Raw genomic sequence first — 15,406 nt, 5'->3', positions numbered from 1 at the left:
TTTTAGATATAATTGTTTGAAAATTTTAACATTATTTAATATTCAATTTGGGAGGATTACAGCTTTGAGTCAACTTTTTCGCAGGAAATCAGTTAATACTATGATTTCACAATCTCAAAATAAAATGCTGAATCGGACGATGGGAGTTATGGATCTCATCTTCTTGGGAGTCGGCTGTGTTATTGGTACAGGTATTTTTGTAATAACAGGTGTTGTTGCTGCAGAAAGTGCAGGTCCGGCAATTCTTCTTTCCTTTGTTCTTGCTGGAATAGCTTGTGCACTTGCTGCGTTTTGTTATGCTGAATTTTCTTCTGCAGTGCCGCTGTCAGGAAGTGTATATACTTACACATATGCAACATTAGGTGAGTTTTTTGCCTTTTTAATCGGCTGGGATTTAATGTTGGAATATGTTCTAGCAATCGCCGCAGTGGCAACAGGGTGGTCTGCATACTTCCAATCTTTAATTGCAGGGTTTAATATTGTGCTTCCAGCAAGTATTTCATCTGCTCCTGGATTAGATAAAGGTGGAATTGTCGATTTACCGGCAATGCTTATTATCTTAGGTATTACTGCTTTGGTTTCTAAAGGTGTAAAAGAAAGTATTAAATTCAACAATATCATGGTTTTCGTTAAACTTGGCGTAATCTTGTTGTTCATTATTGTTGGTGTTTGGTATGTGAAGCCGGATAACTGGACACCATTCATGCCATTTGGATTCGATGGGGTCATTACAGGTGCAGCTACTGTATTCTTTGCTTATATTGGATTTGATGTTATTGCAACTGCTTCAGAAGAAGTAAAAAACCCAGGCAGAACAATGCCTATTGGTATAATTGGGTCTCTAGCTATTTGTACGGCATTATACATTGCTGTTTCCACTGTTTTAACAGGAATGATTCCTTTCACACAGCTGAATGTTGGAGCACCAGTTTCTCTTGCGTTAGAATCAGTTGGTCAAAATGCAGTTGCAGGGATTATTTCTATCGGGGCAGTAATGGGGATTACTACTGTTATTCTTGCCTTGGTTTATGCACAAGTACGTCTAAGCTATGCAATGAGCCGTGATGGTCTTCTGCCGAAGATGCTTTCGTCTGTAAACAGTAAAACAAAAACACCATTTAAAAATACATGGCTGACAGGTATTGTTGCAGCATGTATCGCTGGTTTTGTTGATTTGTCTACATTGGCTCATCTAGTAAACATGGGGACATTGGCAGCATTTACGCTGATCTCTATTGCAATCATCGTATTGCGCAAGAAATTCCCAGAATTAAAAGGTTCCTTCCGTGTACCTTTCGTACCAGTATTGCCAATCATCAGCGCACTTCTTTGCATAGGACTGGCAGTCAGCCTGCCAGGAATCACTTGGATTTCCTTTGTAATTTGGCTGGCAATTGGAACGAGCATATATTTCCTATACTCGAGAAAAAACAGTAAATTGAATAATTAATATCGAAAGCAGCCATTGGCTGCTTTTTTTGTACTTAACAAGGACAAAAGACTACCTATAGGGAATAAGGATGCTAGGAGTTTGTAATAGAAGATATTGATTCGGATTTCTTCGGAATAAAAACAAAGTAAAAGACAGCTGCACTAGTTGCAGCTGCCGTGATTATGATGCTTATGTAAACTTCTTTATGTACCAGGCATCCATAGCAGAATGCTCAGACCCGGCTAAAGGTGCAGAAAGCAGTTCAAACCCAAACTTTTCATAGAGAGCACATGCAGCCTTTAATTGCTGACGAGTTTCCAAGTAGCACGCTATATAATGCTTTGCAGCAAAGTCTAAGGCCGTTTCCATCAAAAGGTTAGCATAGCCCTTCCCTTGAGCTTTAGGGCTTAAATACAGCTTCTGTAACTCGCAAATGCCTCTTTCCTCATCAAAGGGAGCGATACCGATGCCACCGACCACTTCACCATCAAGCACTGCAACCCAATAAGCAGCTGATTCTAGCGAATTGTAATACTCTGACAGTTTGTCTAAGGAAGGGTCAAAATAAGCAGTGCCTTTTATATTCAAACCGACAGATTCAAGTGAATGACGGATGATGGATGCTACTATCTCATTATCTTGTTGTTCTATCTCTCTAACAATCATTTTAAAATCCCCTTTATTAGTATGGATAAGTAAATGTTACCTTATTTTTTTGAAAATACAAATATTTTTAGTTTTTTATGTGACAGATAGATTTAACCAAAAGGGAAATGACTTTTAAAAATATAAATCCTCAAGATGTGGAGGATTTATATTTAGCAAGAAAAGGATAGGAGAATGAAATGGAAACAGAAGAGATGAGTGCTAATAATAAGGATAAACCAAAATTAAAGTGTAGAAATTCTAATAGTAACCAATAAATTAGAAAGAATGGAACAACGGAAATAGCTACAGCTATAAGCCGAGAAAAAAACCGGACATTATGAGAGGTTTCACAGTATGTACAAGTAATAGGCTTATAGTTAAATAGAAAGGAGTTGTATAGAGCAATCCAGTTAAATTCGCGCTTGCAATGGCTGCATTTTTGCATATATATTACCTCCGAATTGTTGTTGTGTTATTTACGTTTTAATAGTTAGAAGGTTTCATTGTAATAGAATTTACGATACAATACATCAGGCAGTTAGTACAAATGATAATCCTTTTACTGAGGCTGGTAGACAAGGATTTTAAGAAAGCATTGTTCCTTAAGGAATAATGCTTTTTTTACTTTTTTTAAGTATAAATATGGGAAGTTTGTGATGAAGGAGAATTCCAAAGAATATAGAATATAAAATGGATAAATTTGTATTATATTGAAGGTTATGGTGTTTAATTATGAAAATGACAAAAAGACAGTAATTATGGGGGATCAACTTGATGAGAAATATATGTACTGGAGTATTATTATGCATCGTTACTTTAGTTGGGTGCTCAATTGAACAAACACTTGAGGAATACTTTCATCAAAAAATGAAACAAATGCATAAAGATGAAAAAAATTTTTCCTATTCACTGGTTCATACAGAGTTAAATGCTGTTCACGAAAATGATGGAATTGTAGTGTTCGAAGAGCATAATAACCATCAAGGAGATCAAATATATATAGCTTATCTAGAGAAGGAAGAACAGCAATGGGAATGGAAGAGAACAAGAGGAGCAAAATGGAATAGCCCAGTAAAATGGTCTTCCATGAACCAACCACCTTATATATATTCTGGTGCAATAAGTGATAATTCAATCACTGAAGTATATGCAGGCAATCAATCTGCAAAGATCATTCAAGTGGAAGAGGATAAAAGGTTTTGGTATGCAATCAGTTCTATTAAGGATGTAAAAGTTAAGATGGTTAAAGAAGACGGAAGTGAAGAGTTTATGGAAGAAATAAACTACGAGGAATTAAAAAATCAATAATATGTGTAAGGTAATAAACTTGTAAGTATCATGGGGAGTATTCTAAAAAGGAGAATCTATGCCTAAGGAGGAAGATTTCATGGAGCTTAAGGAATTCATTCGTTTCCTTAATAGATTAGAACAAAATGATATATTTTAAAAACTGGATAAAATTAGGAATGATGCTGTTTTAGTTGAAATTGCCGTGCCAGGTCAACGTTGGGAAGTTGAGTTTATGGAGGATGGTACTGTAGAAATAGAAAAATTCATCAGTGATGGAGACTTTTATGATGTTAAGGAAATAGAAATATTAATAAAAGAATTTAGTGATTAGGTAATAAATAGGAGAAAGACTTCAATTAAGAAGTCTATTCCTATTTATTATTGTTAAACTTCTTTCAAGAATACATAACTAACCTTATTATACTTCATTTTTTTCTCATAGAAGCGGTGTGCATCTATGCGTTTTAATCCGGACGAAAGTGAGACAATATTGTAACCATTATTCTTTGACCAATTTTGTATATACTCTAGAAGGGCTTCTCCATATCCTTTAGAACGGTAGTTGTTATCCGTTATTAAATCACAAACCCAAGTAAACCTGCCATTATAAAGAGTTATCATAGGCATAAAGCCTGCAACAGCAATTATATTCTTATTAATAAATAGTGCAGCCATTCTATAATTATCTTTTTTCGCTCCCGCCTTTACTAATTCAAGGTAACTTTTCTCATCTAAGTGAGTTCTTAATTGTTTCATTACGGAAAAGGCTTCTAACCATTCGTGTTCCTTATCTAATTCTCTTATTTCAAAAGATTGTTGCGGCATTGTTCATTCTCCTTTAATTTTTACTAATATTAAAACATATCTTGATATAATCAAAAGTATCAGATTCAAGAAAGTTAATGGAACCAGTTAGTGTGGAGGAGAAGAGTAATGATTGAAATTACACCATTATTAGAAAGCGAAAATAAATCACCACTCTACATTCAATTATCCAACTATATAAAAGAGGAGATAAGTTCTGGAAGGATAAAACCAGGTGAGAAACTTCCATCTAAAAGAAAATTAGCTGAGCATTTAGGGCTAAGCATCAATACAATACAGACCGCATATGAGCAATTAATTGCAGAAGGGTTTGTGGAAAGTATACTTCGAAAAGGATTATATATAAAAGTCTTAGAAGACGAACTGACTCATAAATTATTTGAAGCCGAGAAGCGTCCGTTAACTAGGTGTGAAAAAAGTGTAAATGTTGAGATTGATTTTAATTCAGGAAAAGTTGATGTGGAAAATTTCCCTTATTCCTTGTGGAAAAAAACTACTGTTCAATCTTTATATGAAGATCAAGGTGAACTGTTTAATATGGGTAACCCTCAAGGAGAATTACAATTAAGAGAAGAAATAGCAAAATACACATATATGTCTAGGGGTGTTAAATGTACTCCCGAGCAAATTGTAATTGGAGCTGGTACACAGGTGCTTATGACATTACTTTCCATACTAATTGGAGACAATATGGTATATGCACTAGAAAATCCTGGATTTCATCGTACGAGAAAAGTCCTGCAAGATTTGGGAAGAGCAACTACCTCAATTCCTCTAGATACAGACGGTATTAACATAGAACAATTAAAACATAGTGGAGCAAATGTAGTTTATGTAACACCCTCGCACCAGTTCCCAGTTGGGATAATTATGCCTATAAAACGCAGGCTGGAATTGTTAGAATGGGCCGAATCTATTCATGGTTATGTTATTGAAGATGATTATGATGGTGAATATCGTTATGAAGGAAAGCCGATTCCTTCTTTACAAGGACTTGATATACTGGGAAAGGTAGTCTATATGGGGACTTTCTCTAAATCTTTAATACCTTCCATTCGAATTAGTTATATGGTTCTTCCTCCAATCTTAATAGAAAGATATAAAGAAAATTTATTGCTGTATAAACAAACGGTATCTCGCCTTCATCAAGATACCTTATATCGATTTATGAAAGAAGGTTATTGGCAAAGCCATTTAAATAAGATGAGAACACTGTATCGAAAAAAACATTCGTTCTTCATGCAAACCATAAAAAAACATCTTCATAATCAGGTGCGAGTTATAGGAGAAAACTCAGGTCTACATCTTATTCTACAGGTAAATAATAACTGGACCGAGAAGGAATTAATAGATACAGCATTACAAGAAGGTGTGAAAGTATATCCTTTATCTGTTTACTATGAAAATGGAAGTAATGTTAATTCTAGTGTTCTATTAGGTTTCGGAGGTCTATCGGAAAAACAGATAGATATTGGCATCCAATTATTAAAAAAGGCTTGGCAGATTGATTAGTTTTGGAACTCTTTTAAGCGATTAAACGTATGTAAAATGAAGGTGATAAAAATGATGAAATTAATGTTCATGCTTGCAGCGATTACGTTTCCTTTATGTGCTTCTCTGAATAAAGGGGCCTCTGGTATTTTACTATCCATGTTCTTTTTATTGCTTGCAGCATTCGTAAACCAAGGTTTACTAAAAAGAGTCAGTGAAAGATTTTAATGATTACATATGGAGGATTGTAATGGCGGAAATCAGGAGAGATAATTCAAAGCGCATTAAGTTATTTATTGCCATAGGAATAGTCCTTCTAGTGGTAGTAGGATTATTCATATGGCAGTCTGTGGACAGATACAAGGAAGTCCAACAAATAGAGTCGAAATTGGGTTTTGAGATTACAGTGGTAGATAGACAATCACATGAAGCATTTTGGGCAGCTACGAGAACGTATTTAGTAAAACCAGTGGACGATGAAAGTAATCTGGAATACATGCTTTACTTGAATAAAGAAAATAAGATTGAACAATGGGCTAAAGTGGAAAATGGGGAAGTTCAAAACATAAAGTATGAAGATATGTAACTAATGGGAGCATTAATCCAGGGAGATTAATGCTCTTTTGGCAGTTAGCTGAAGTTATGCTGTTACCAAAAATTCAACAAGGGAAAAAATAAAAGGTGCCGAATAATAAATATATCTTTATTAGAAAGGAGAGAAAAAATGGAGGAACGCCATATGATTCTTTTTAAACAGTTAGAAACGTACCGAGAAGATGTTTTAGATAGTTTAAATGGTGTAAGTGCAGAGGCAGCTGAGATAGTACCACATAATTTTAATAATAATATTAGATGGAATATGGGGCATATTTACTTGGATCAATACTTATGGATTGAGACCCTAACAAAGGAAAAAACAGATGTTCCTGATGTTTTTCGCAATTGGTTTGGTTATGGAACAACACCGGTTCATTTCTCAGCTGAAACGCCTTCTTATCTAGAACTGAAAAAATTGCTGAAAGAACAACCTGTTAAATTGCTGGAGAACTATGGAAGCCGATTAGAAGAAGTATATCCCCCTACTGAGATGGGAATGCGAACAATAGAACAAGTGTTAATTAGAACCATCTTTCATGAAGGTATTCATTTGCAAGCGATAAACGACATTAAAAAGTGTTTATAATAATTATATTTCCCTGTCTAAAGTTATTGGACGTAAAAACCATAAATAAACCAGTTGCCTATATACAAGACAGGCAACTTTTTTCTTTGTGAATGGATGTACTTAACACCTCTCTTTCAATCTTTGCAAAATCACCTGCTAACAAACCCTCATTACCTTCCTTTACTTGAAAAAGATTAGAGCCTTATTTAAGGAGAGTACAAAAAAGAATACGATAGTACAGTCAGCTCTATAAACATTTACAAAGTCCCTTCAGAAAAATATAGTGTTGATAGGAGGTGCAACAACATGACAAAAATACAATTTCCGAAAGATTTCTTATGGGGAACTGCTTCAAGCGGGCCTCAAAGTGAAGGATATAAACAAAAGACAAATGATTCTATATGGGATTATTGGTATAAAAAAGATTCCGAAAGATTTTATGAAAAGATTGGACCAGAAACGACTTCCAATGTGTATGAACAATATGCGGAAGATGTGAGCATAATGAAGGAGCTGAGCTTGAATTCCTTCCGAACGTCAATCCAATGGTCGAGATTGATAAAGGACTTCGAAACAGGTGAAGTTGATCAGGAGGCTGTTCAATTTTATAACCATTATATCGACGAAATGATTGCAAATGGGATTGAGCCGATGATGAACCTGTTCCATTTTGATATGCCTTATGAGCTTGAACAGAAATACGGTGGCTTTAAAAGCAGACATGTTGTCGATCTTTATGTGAAGTTCGCAGAAGCTGCATTTGCACTGTTTGGTGATCGAGTGAAGTATTGGATTTCTTTTAATGAGCCTGTAGCTTATACAAAGGGAGCATATTGGCATAATCTTATTTACCCAAATGAAATGAGCATGCAATCATATGTTCAGGCTAACTATCATATTTTGCTAGCCCACTCGTTAATTGTAAGCGCATACCGTGAAGGCGGTTATAGTGGTGAGATTGGGATTGTTGTTGATCTGCTGCCGCCAATACCTCGCAGTGAAAATCCTGCTGACGTGGAAGCGGGCCGGGTGGCCGATTTATTTATTAACTTAATTTTTATGGATCCATGTGTAAGAGGAGAGTATCATCCTGATTATTTGAACATCTTAAAGAAACATGACTGTATGTTTCATCATCATTTAGAAGACTTAGTTGCAATAAAGGAAAATACAGTAGATTTTATCGGCATTAATTATTATCAGCCTATGCGCGTAAAAGCAAGGGATGGTTTGCCGAACCCATTTTCACCTTTCACGCCAGAATGGTATTATGAGCCATATGAAATGCCAAACAGAAGAATGAATGAATACAGAGGCTGGGAAATATATCCGAAAGCCTTATACGATATTGCTATGCGTGTAAAAAATGAGTATGGCAATATCAAGTGGTATGTTTCTGAAAACGGCATGGGTGTGCAAGGAGAAGAAAGATTTAAAAATGATGATGGCTTCATTGAAGATAATTACCGAATTGACTTTATTAAGGAGCACTTAGGCTGGCTGGCAAAAGCCATCGACGAAGGCTCTAATTGCTTCGGTTATCATTTATGGACTTTTGTTGATAACTGGTCTTGGACGAATGCTTATAAAAACCGATATGGCCTTGTGTCCTTAAATTTGGAAAATACGGAAAGAACGATTAAAAAGTCTGGTTACTGGATGAAAGAGGCAATTAAAAATAATGATTTCTCTTAAAAAAATTTAAAAGACCTTCTTAAAGGAATGATTAACTTTGTCTATCAGAGTGAACTTAGCAGAGTTTAGTGAAATTGAAAAGCAAGCCTATGAATTTATGCTTAAGAATCCTGACAAGGTGATTAAGCTTTCGGCAGATACGTTAGCTAAAGAGATGTTTGTCAGTAAACCGACTATTTTTAGGGTGTGCAAAAAACTAGGTTTTACTGGAATCGTAGAATATAAGCATTTTTTAATTAAGAGTAAACAAGAAAAAATGAAGGAGCTGAATCCTACCTTGCAGATGGTTGAACAGCTTTTAAAAGAGTTTGACAATGATTTCACACCTGGAAACATTGATATCTTTGAACAGACGAAAATAGTGATATTGTATGCAACACAAGCAAGTACAATTGCTGCAAGTTTTCTGTCGAGGCAGCTGACTAATTTAGGCTACTTTACAAGAATTGTGGAAGATGAATATGAATTTAAACAAGTTTCGGAAACGATTCCTAATAGATCAATCATTATTGCCATAAGCAATACAGGTGAAAATCATCTGCTGACACAGCATTTGCTAAAGGTCACTAATAAGGTTCCAATCTTTGCGATTACGAAAAAGAATTCTTCGCTAGCAAGAATTGCTGATTATGGTTTATTCCATAATCTTGATATTAAGTCTGCATCTAAAACGGTAGATAGAGAAAACCAGCTGCCATTAATGATTCTTATTCACGAGCTGGTTGAAAGACTATGGTCATCATTGCAGGAGAGAAACTTACCGAGGGGGGATTATGATGAATAATTTACTATCTAAACTAGAAAGTAAACTAGTACCATTAGCAACGAGAATAAGCAGCAATAAGCCTTTAAATGCAATAAAGGATTCGATGATCACAATCATGCCATTTTTAATTATCGGCTCCTTATTTCTCTTGGTTGCCTATTTGCCTATTCCAGGATACAGTGAATGGATGATTGGCATTTTCGGCGAAAAGTTTCAGTCCACATTAACGAAAGTAACGGATGCTACATTTGGTATTATTGGCCTTTTTACACTTATAAATGTTGCTTATCAATATGCAAAACAGCTGGATATGGAACCTATTTTCCCAATCATGTCCTCTGTTATGTCATTTATTATTTTAACAACTGTGACAGACGGAAGCTTTGGATTAGAGTGGCTTGGAACGAAAGGGATGTTCGTGTCGATTCTAATTGCGCTAGTGTCGACTAGATTATATAAGAAATTTTATGAATTTGGTATCGGACCAAAAATGCCGGAAGGAGTGCCGCCTGGAGTAATCAGGTCATTCTCCTCATTAATTCCTGTTGGATTGATTGCAGCAATCGTTCTTGCTGTTCAAATTGGCTTTAGCTTTACGCCATATAAGGATATCCACCAATTTATTTACCATATTGTACAGATGCCATTGTTAGGTTTAGGTGATAGTCTAATTTCCATTATTATAGCTGAGATAATCGGTCAGCTTCTTTGGTTCTTCGGTCTTCATGGCAATGCAATTGTAAACGCTATTATGGACCCGATTTGGCTCGGCTTATCTGCAGAGAACTTAAATGCTTTCCAGCAGGGGCAAGATTTGCCTCATATCATTACAAAGCAGTTCAAGGAAATCTATCTGCAAATGGGAGGTTCTGGTTCTACGATTGCATTGGCACTTTGCATGACATTGTTCTCGAAATCAAAGCATTTAAAGACACTCGGATTGCTTGCATTGCCTGCTAGTATCTTTAATATCAATGAACCGATCATCTTCGGATTGTCGATCGTGTTAAACCCAATAATGTTTATTCCTTGGCTGATAATGACTCCAATCTCTGCTGTCATTTCATTTACTGCCATGAGCACAGGCCTTGTATCTGCAACAAGCGGTGTTATCATTCCATGGACTACACCATTATTTATCAGCGGATACTTAGTTTCCGGCGTTAGTGGAATGGTCCTGCAGATTGTATTGCTTCTTGTCGGATTCCTTATTTATATGCCATTCTTTAAATTGCTGGATAAACAGCTTTTGGAAAGAGAGATGGAAGAGGCGAGAGGTTCTGTGGATTTGAAAATGTATAAGTAAATACAAAAAAGGCTCTCCAGTGTGATATTCGCCGTGGAGAGCCTTTTTAATGTTTATTTTGAAAACAACTCTTTCGCTTCCTCCATCGCAAGCTTGTTGCCAAGGGCGGAGTAATCAAGCCAAGGCTGATCTGAAACAACATAGACATGTTTGTTTTTAACCGCTTTTAAACCTTGATAGATTGCAGATTCTTCTAATTGCTTGAAGCCAGTTTGTGCTTCATCATCACTGTTTACTACTACAAAAATCGCATCTGCATCAAAGTCAGGCAAGACTTCCTGGGATATAACTTCATATGGCTGTGTGGAATCTAATTCTTCGATGCCAGCAGCTGGCTTAAATCCTAAATCTTCGAATAGCATTGGGCCAAGTGGGCGTTTTGTCGTAAATACACGAAGCTCCTTGGCTGTTACTCGGATAGCCATTACTTTACTGTTTTCGCCAAGTTCATCTGAAGCTAACGTTTTAACTTCATTTGTGAGGCTCTCATAGTCTGCGATGAAATCTTCTGCTTCCTGTTCTCGATCGACGAGTTTACCAATTTTCTTTAAATGATCGCGCCATGTTCCTTCATCAAGGTTAAAGCTTACTGTTGGAGCAATGTCTTCATATTTCGAAATATCCTCACCTGAAATTCCTTCATCGATATAGATGACAGATGAATCTAAAGCAATTAAAGCTTCCATATCAGGGTCTTTTGCTGGACCAAGCTTTTTTGTATCCTTCAATTGATTTTTAACATGTGGAAGGAAATCATTTAACTCACCGCCGACAACAGAGCCGACTGGAGTTATTCCTAATGCGAGCAAATCATTTGTTAAATGGATAGAGAGGGAAGCGATTTTCGGTTCCTCGGTCTCTTTTTTTTCGCTACTATCATTTGAAGCTGATTGTCCACATGCTGCGAGAATTAATAAAAGCATTGCTGTAAATAACATAGCTAGTTTCTTTTTCATCTTGTTCTCCTTTTTCTTGTTTTACTTTGTTTTTGTTAATAAATAAAGAAAATAAGGTCCACCTATCGCTGCGACGACAATTCCAGCTGGAATTGGATTAGGTTGAAAAATGGAACGCCCAACCGTATCTGACAAGACGAGTATGACCATTCCAAGCAGCCCTGCGACTGGGAGGAAATGCTGATGTCTTGGCCCTACTAACCGGCGTGCGAGATGTGGCGAGACAAGGCCGATAAAACCAATTCCTCCAACCATAGCAACACTGGCACTTGAAAGAGCAACAGCAATAGCTAGCATGTACAGACGGGAGCGTAAAACAGAAACACCGAGCCCAACAGCTGTATTGTCTCCTAAAGACAAGGCATCTAGCTTTCGTGCTTGCAGCCAACCGAGAGGGGTTAATGTCACTATCCATGGTAAAAGTGCAATAACATGTATCCAGTCTCTTCCCCATACATTACCCACTAGCCATCTTGAAGCGAAAGTGTATGTATCTTCATCAAGACGGAGTGACAGGAACAAGGTGATCGCATTAAAGCAGGCAGAAATAGCAATCCCGACAAGTATAAGACGAATTGGCAAGATCCCTTTATAGCGGTCATATGTAAGCAAAATGATAATAACAGCTGCCAGTAAACCTCCTAAAAAAGTGAATAATGGAATGAGCAATGCCGCTTTATCATTTAAAGAATGAAAATAGGTAACAAACAAAATAAGACCGAATGAAGCACCTGCATGTAATCCTAAAATGCCGGGATCTGCAAGTGGATTTCTTGAAACACCCTGCAGAATAGCTCCAGAAACACCAAGGCCGATGCCGGCAAGAATTGTAATGATGATACGAGGAAGGCGGTATTCAAACAGTACTAGTGTATTTTTGTAATCCCCAAATCCAAACAAAGTTTGAAGAACTTCTGTTGGCGCAATTCGCAGTGAGCCTGTGTTTAAACTGATTATGATGACAATGATATTTATGATGATTAACACTAGAGCAACTGAAATGGTTTTTGTGCTGCGCAAATCTGTTTTCATCTATAAATCCCTCCCAACTTTACGTGCTGTATAAAGAAAGAAAGGAACACCTACTGCAGCTACTAAAATCCCAATTGCCAATTCACGGGGAGGATTTACAGTCCGTGTCCCTAAATCGGCGAGCATTAACAGGATAGCCCCTAAAATACCTGACATAGGAATGATTAATCTATAATCCGTGCCTACAAGCTTGCGGGCAATATGGGGAATAACAAGTCCGATAAATCCGATGGAACCTACAGCAGAAACGGATACCCCAGCTAAAATGACGGCAGCAATGATGGAAAACACTTTAATCCGATTCACCTTAATGCCGAGATTCACAGCTGTTTCTTTTCCTATCGCAATAAGCGAAATAGAGCGTCCCATGCTTATTGCCCAGAAAATTGTAATCAGAATAACTGGAACAAGCACCCTTAAATGCTCCCATTTAACACCAGCGACTCCGCCAGCGTACCAAAAAGCAAGGTCCTGGCTTAAGTCGTAATAAATGGCGATACCTGCACTTAAAGAGTGCAATAGTGCAGCAATTACCGCTCCAGATACGGTTAATCGCATCGGTGTCAAGCCGCCAGGCACAGACGCACCCATCATAAAAATTAACAGTGTGCAAAGAGCAGCTCCAATAAAGGAAAAAACCATCAATAAGGAGTAAGAGATTGTTGGAAAAAAGGCAAAGCATAGAGTTACAATAAACATCGCTCCAGCATTGATGCCGAGTAATCCTGCATCAGCAAGAGGGTTGCGGGTTACACCCTGCATCAGTGCTCCGGCAACAGCAAAGGCTGCACCGACAATTGCAGCTCCAATCACTCTCGGCAGCCGCAGTTCATAAATGATTTGCTGCTCAGTCAGCGAAGCATCATAGTGGAAGAGTGTTGTCCAAACCGTATGGAAGGTAATGTCTTTTGCTCCGAATGACACGGCTGCTATTAAAGTGCCGAGCAGCCCAGCTATAAAGGCAAGGAAAAGAACTAATCTCCACAAATGATGAAACCTAGTAATCTTATTTTTTAGGAACATAATAGTAAGTCAGCCTTTACTTAATTAGTAATAATGAAAATCATTATCAATTGTATTTTCCTATTATATGGACAATATTTCTGTAAATCAATCTTTTTTAAGTTTATTAATTAGGTAGTTAGTATTGTTATTGGAACATAGGTAAAAAGAAAAAAGAGCTGTGCAGCTCTTTTTTCAGAATTATTATCTATGCATTTAATAACCTTTTCACACTAGCTATCCTTTGAATCAACAACCAGTCAATAAGCCCAACAACGATAAGTGATAGGCCGACTAATGGAAATAAAATACCTAACACGATAAGAATGATAAGCAGGATTTTCATATTCTTTATACTTGGTGCCTTTGGAGCTCCAAGGCCTTTGTTTGGCTTACGCTTCCACCACATATAGACACCGGAGAAGGCTACAAAAAGAGTGCCAAGGCAGATAAGTAAACTAATGAGCTGGTTAATGAAACCTAATTCTGTTCCTTTGTGCAAAGTAATACCAACAGCTATTATCTTTCCAAGAAGACCGTAGTTATCATAGCGGTAATCAGCTAACACTGCACCAGAATATTGGTCGATATGAATGGTTGCTTCGTCTTTTGCTTTCGGTGGAAAAGCAGACAGCGTATAGACACCTTCCTTAGAAGCTGGGAAAATAACAGAATAACTTGGATGCATGCCTTCCCGATTTGCAGTGGCTACTATATCATCAATGAATACGGGAATAAAGCCTTCCATATTTGACTCTGGTACTTCTAAATTTTCAGCTGCCCAAGGAACCTCTGCAATGTCCTTTGTCTTTATATTTGATGCAGGAGCATCGCCAATCCACACAGAGGGAGGATAACCTTCTCCTGTATTGGTAACTAAAGCTTGGAAATTAGTTCCCCAAAATCCGGACCAAGGCAATCCAGTCAAAATCAACAAAACAAGTCCGCCTGTAATCCAGACAGCAGGGACGGCATGTAAATCTCTTCTAAAAGTCTTTCGTCCTTTAGTTAATCGAGGTATAAAAGTGCCAGCAATTCTTAATTTTTTTTGCGGGAACCATAAGTATATTCCAGTTACTATTAACACTATAGTCCAGCATGCTGCTAGTTCGACAATTCTGTCACCTAGAGTTCCAGCCATCAATTCGCCATGAATTTTTTCGATTAAGTCCATAACTCGATCATTACTGTTTAATTCTCCGAGTATCTTACCTGTATACGGATCAACAAATATGGTCAGTGATTCTTTTTGATAAGTTATGCTGACTTCACTGGAACGCGTTTTTTTTTCTCCAGGCCGATAGCTTGTAACCTCTGCTCCGGTATAGTGGTTTTTTACAATATTTAGCTGTTCAGAAGCAGGTATTCTCTCCGTTTTAATGGTTACCTCATTTAAGTCTTGATACAGTATTTGTTCAATTTGAGGTTTAAATAAGTAAACAGATCCAGTTACTGCCAATATAATTAAAAAGGGAGCAAAGATTAAGCCGGCATAAAAATGCCATCTCCATACAGTTTTATAGAGAGATGCTTTTGTTTGTTTTCCGTTTGTTTCTTCCAATTGTTGTTCAGATGTTTCAGACTCCACTTTTTCCTCCTAGTATACAAATGTTATTAAGGTCAATCTCTTGCTTATATCGGCTATTTTTATAGTTTGATAAACTATGTTAATGGAGAAGTGTTTACAAGAATTTACAAAATCTTAAAACAATCAGTAGTCTTTTCCGTTTATAATGAATATAGTTCCTAATTTCAGCATGTCTTGTTCGACCTTCCATTGAACAAACAATAGTAGAAA

At 36.9% G+C, this 15,406-nt stretch carries 17 protein-coding genes; 10 read left to right on the top strand and 7 right to left on the bottom strand.

Annotated elements, in window-relative coordinates:
• The first annotated feature begins 64 nt into the window (after positions 1–64).
• Entirely contained in the window at positions 65–1,450 is a 1,386-nt protein-coding gene (locus MKX82_RS20965; RefSeq protein WP_251646486.1) for an amino acid permease, read from the top strand.
• A gap of 171 nt (positions 1,451–1,621) precedes the next feature.
• Here the strand turns inward: MKX82_RS20965 and MKX82_RS20960 are convergent, their stop codons facing one another.
• Positions 1,622–2,098: a GNAT family N-acetyltransferase gene (locus tag MKX82_RS20960; protein WP_233318249.1), complete on the bottom strand. Its 477-nt coding sequence runs from the start codon at positions 2,096–2,098 to the stop codon at positions 1,622–1,624.
• 130 nt (positions 2,099–2,228) lie between these two features.
• A complete protein-coding gene (locus MKX82_RS30430; protein WP_396953812.1) occupies positions 2,229–2,525 on the bottom strand; it encodes a TIGR04104 family putative zinc finger protein in 297 nt (98 codons plus the stop codon).
• A 329-nt stretch (positions 2,526–2,854) separates the two neighbouring features.
• Here MKX82_RS30430 and MKX82_RS20955 point away from each other — a divergent pair, with 329 nt between their 5' ends.
• Both MKX82_RS20955 and MKX82_RS20950 read left to right on the top strand, forming a co-directional pair.
• The gene (locus MKX82_RS20955; protein WP_341079867.1) at positions 2,855–3,388 is read left to right on the top strand and encodes a hypothetical protein; all 534 of its coding nucleotides are present in this window, start codon (positions 2,855–2,857) and stop codon (positions 3,386–3,388) included.
• Between the two features lie 184 nt (positions 3,389–3,572).
• The gene (locus MKX82_RS20950; RefSeq protein ID WP_341079864.1) at positions 3,573–3,701 is read left to right on the top strand and encodes a hypothetical protein; all 129 of its coding nucleotides are present in this window, start codon (positions 3,573–3,575) and stop codon (positions 3,699–3,701) included.
• 53 nt (positions 3,702–3,754) lie between these two features.
• Here the strand turns inward: MKX82_RS20950 and MKX82_RS20945 are convergent, their stop codons facing one another.
• Entirely contained in the window at positions 3,755–4,195 is a 441-nt protein-coding gene (locus tag MKX82_RS20945) for a GNAT family N-acetyltransferase (RefSeq protein ID WP_341079860.1), read from the bottom strand.
• A gap of 108 nt (positions 4,196–4,303) precedes the next feature.
• Here MKX82_RS20945 and pdxR point away from each other — a divergent pair, with 108 nt between their 5' ends.
• From pdxR to MKX82_RS20910, 7 genes are all read left to right on the top strand, one after another.
• Positions 4,304–5,707: a MocR-like pyridoxine biosynthesis transcription factor PdxR gene (gene pdxR / locus MKX82_RS20940; protein ID WP_341079859.1), complete on the top strand. Its 1,404-nt coding sequence runs from the start codon at positions 4,304–4,306 to the stop codon at positions 5,705–5,707.
• Between the two features lie 51 nt (positions 5,708–5,758).
• Positions 5,759–5,914 carry a hypothetical protein gene (locus tag MKX82_RS20935; RefSeq protein WP_251646492.1) on the top strand — a complete coding sequence of 52 codons (156 nt, stop codon included), beginning with the start codon at positions 5,759–5,761 and terminating at the stop codon, positions 5,912–5,914.
• Positions 5,915–5,936: 22 nt separating this feature from the next.
• Positions 5,937–6,272, top strand: coding sequence for a hypothetical protein (locus MKX82_RS20930; RefSeq protein ID WP_341079857.1), 336 nt, complete (start codon positions 5,937–5,939; stop codon positions 6,270–6,272).
• A gap of 138 nt (positions 6,273–6,410) precedes the next feature.
• Entirely contained in the window at positions 6,411–6,869 is a 459-nt protein-coding gene (locus MKX82_RS20925; RefSeq protein ID WP_341079855.1) for a DinB family protein, read from the top strand.
• Positions 6,870–7,157: 288 nt separating this feature from the next.
• On the top strand, positions 7,158–8,546 hold the full coding sequence (locus MKX82_RS20920; RefSeq protein ID WP_233318235.1) for a glycoside hydrolase family 1 protein: 1,389 nt from the start codon (positions 7,158–7,160) through the stop codon (positions 8,544–8,546).
• Positions 8,547–8,583: 37 nt separating this feature from the next.
• Complete coding sequence (locus MKX82_RS20915) at positions 8,584–9,330, top strand: MurR/RpiR family transcriptional regulator (RefSeq protein ID WP_233318234.1); 747 nt, start codon at positions 8,584–8,586, stop codon at positions 9,328–9,330.
• Positions 9,320–10,618, top strand: a complete 1,299-nt coding sequence (locus MKX82_RS20910; RefSeq protein WP_237943324.1) for a PTS sugar transporter subunit IIC — start codon at positions 9,320–9,322, stop codon at positions 10,616–10,618. Before MKX82_RS20915 ends, MKX82_RS20910 begins: the two co-directional genes overlap by 11 nt.
• A gap of 53 nt (positions 10,619–10,671) precedes the next feature.
• Here MKX82_RS20910 and MKX82_RS20905 read toward each other — a convergent pair whose 3' ends face one another.
• The 4 genes from MKX82_RS20905 to MKX82_RS20890 all read right to left on the bottom strand — a co-directional run bounded on the left by MKX82_RS20905 (position 10,672) and on the right by MKX82_RS20890 (position 15,196).
• The gene (locus MKX82_RS20905) at positions 10,672–11,574 is read right to left on the bottom strand and encodes an ABC transporter substrate-binding protein (RefSeq protein WP_341079851.1); all 903 of its coding nucleotides are present in this window, start codon (positions 11,572–11,574) and stop codon (positions 10,672–10,674) included.
• Positions 11,575–11,595: 21 nt separating this feature from the next.
• Positions 11,596–12,606, bottom strand: a complete 1,011-nt coding sequence (locus tag MKX82_RS20900; RefSeq protein WP_341079848.1) for a FecCD family ABC transporter permease — start codon at positions 12,604–12,606, stop codon at positions 11,596–11,598.
• Positions 12,607–13,629, bottom strand: a complete 1,023-nt coding sequence (locus MKX82_RS20895; RefSeq protein WP_341079847.1) for a FecCD family ABC transporter permease — start codon at positions 13,627–13,629, stop codon at positions 12,607–12,609.
• 187 nt (positions 13,630–13,816) lie between these two features.
• Positions 13,817–15,196: a PepSY-associated TM helix domain-containing protein gene (locus tag MKX82_RS20890; protein WP_341079845.1), complete on the bottom strand. Its 1,380-nt coding sequence runs from the start codon at positions 15,194–15,196 to the stop codon at positions 13,817–13,819.
• Between the last annotated feature and the right edge of the window lie 210 nt (positions 15,197–15,406).

Origin of the sequence: Niallia sp. FSL R7-0271 (assembly GCF_038005785.1) — a bacterium.
In the GTDB taxonomy this organism is placed as follows: Bacteria; Bacillota; Bacilli; order Bacillales; family Cytobacillaceae; genus Niallia.
The sequence above is the reverse complement of the archived record's forward strand: the minus strand, read 5'-3'. Positions and strand labels throughout refer to the sequence as shown.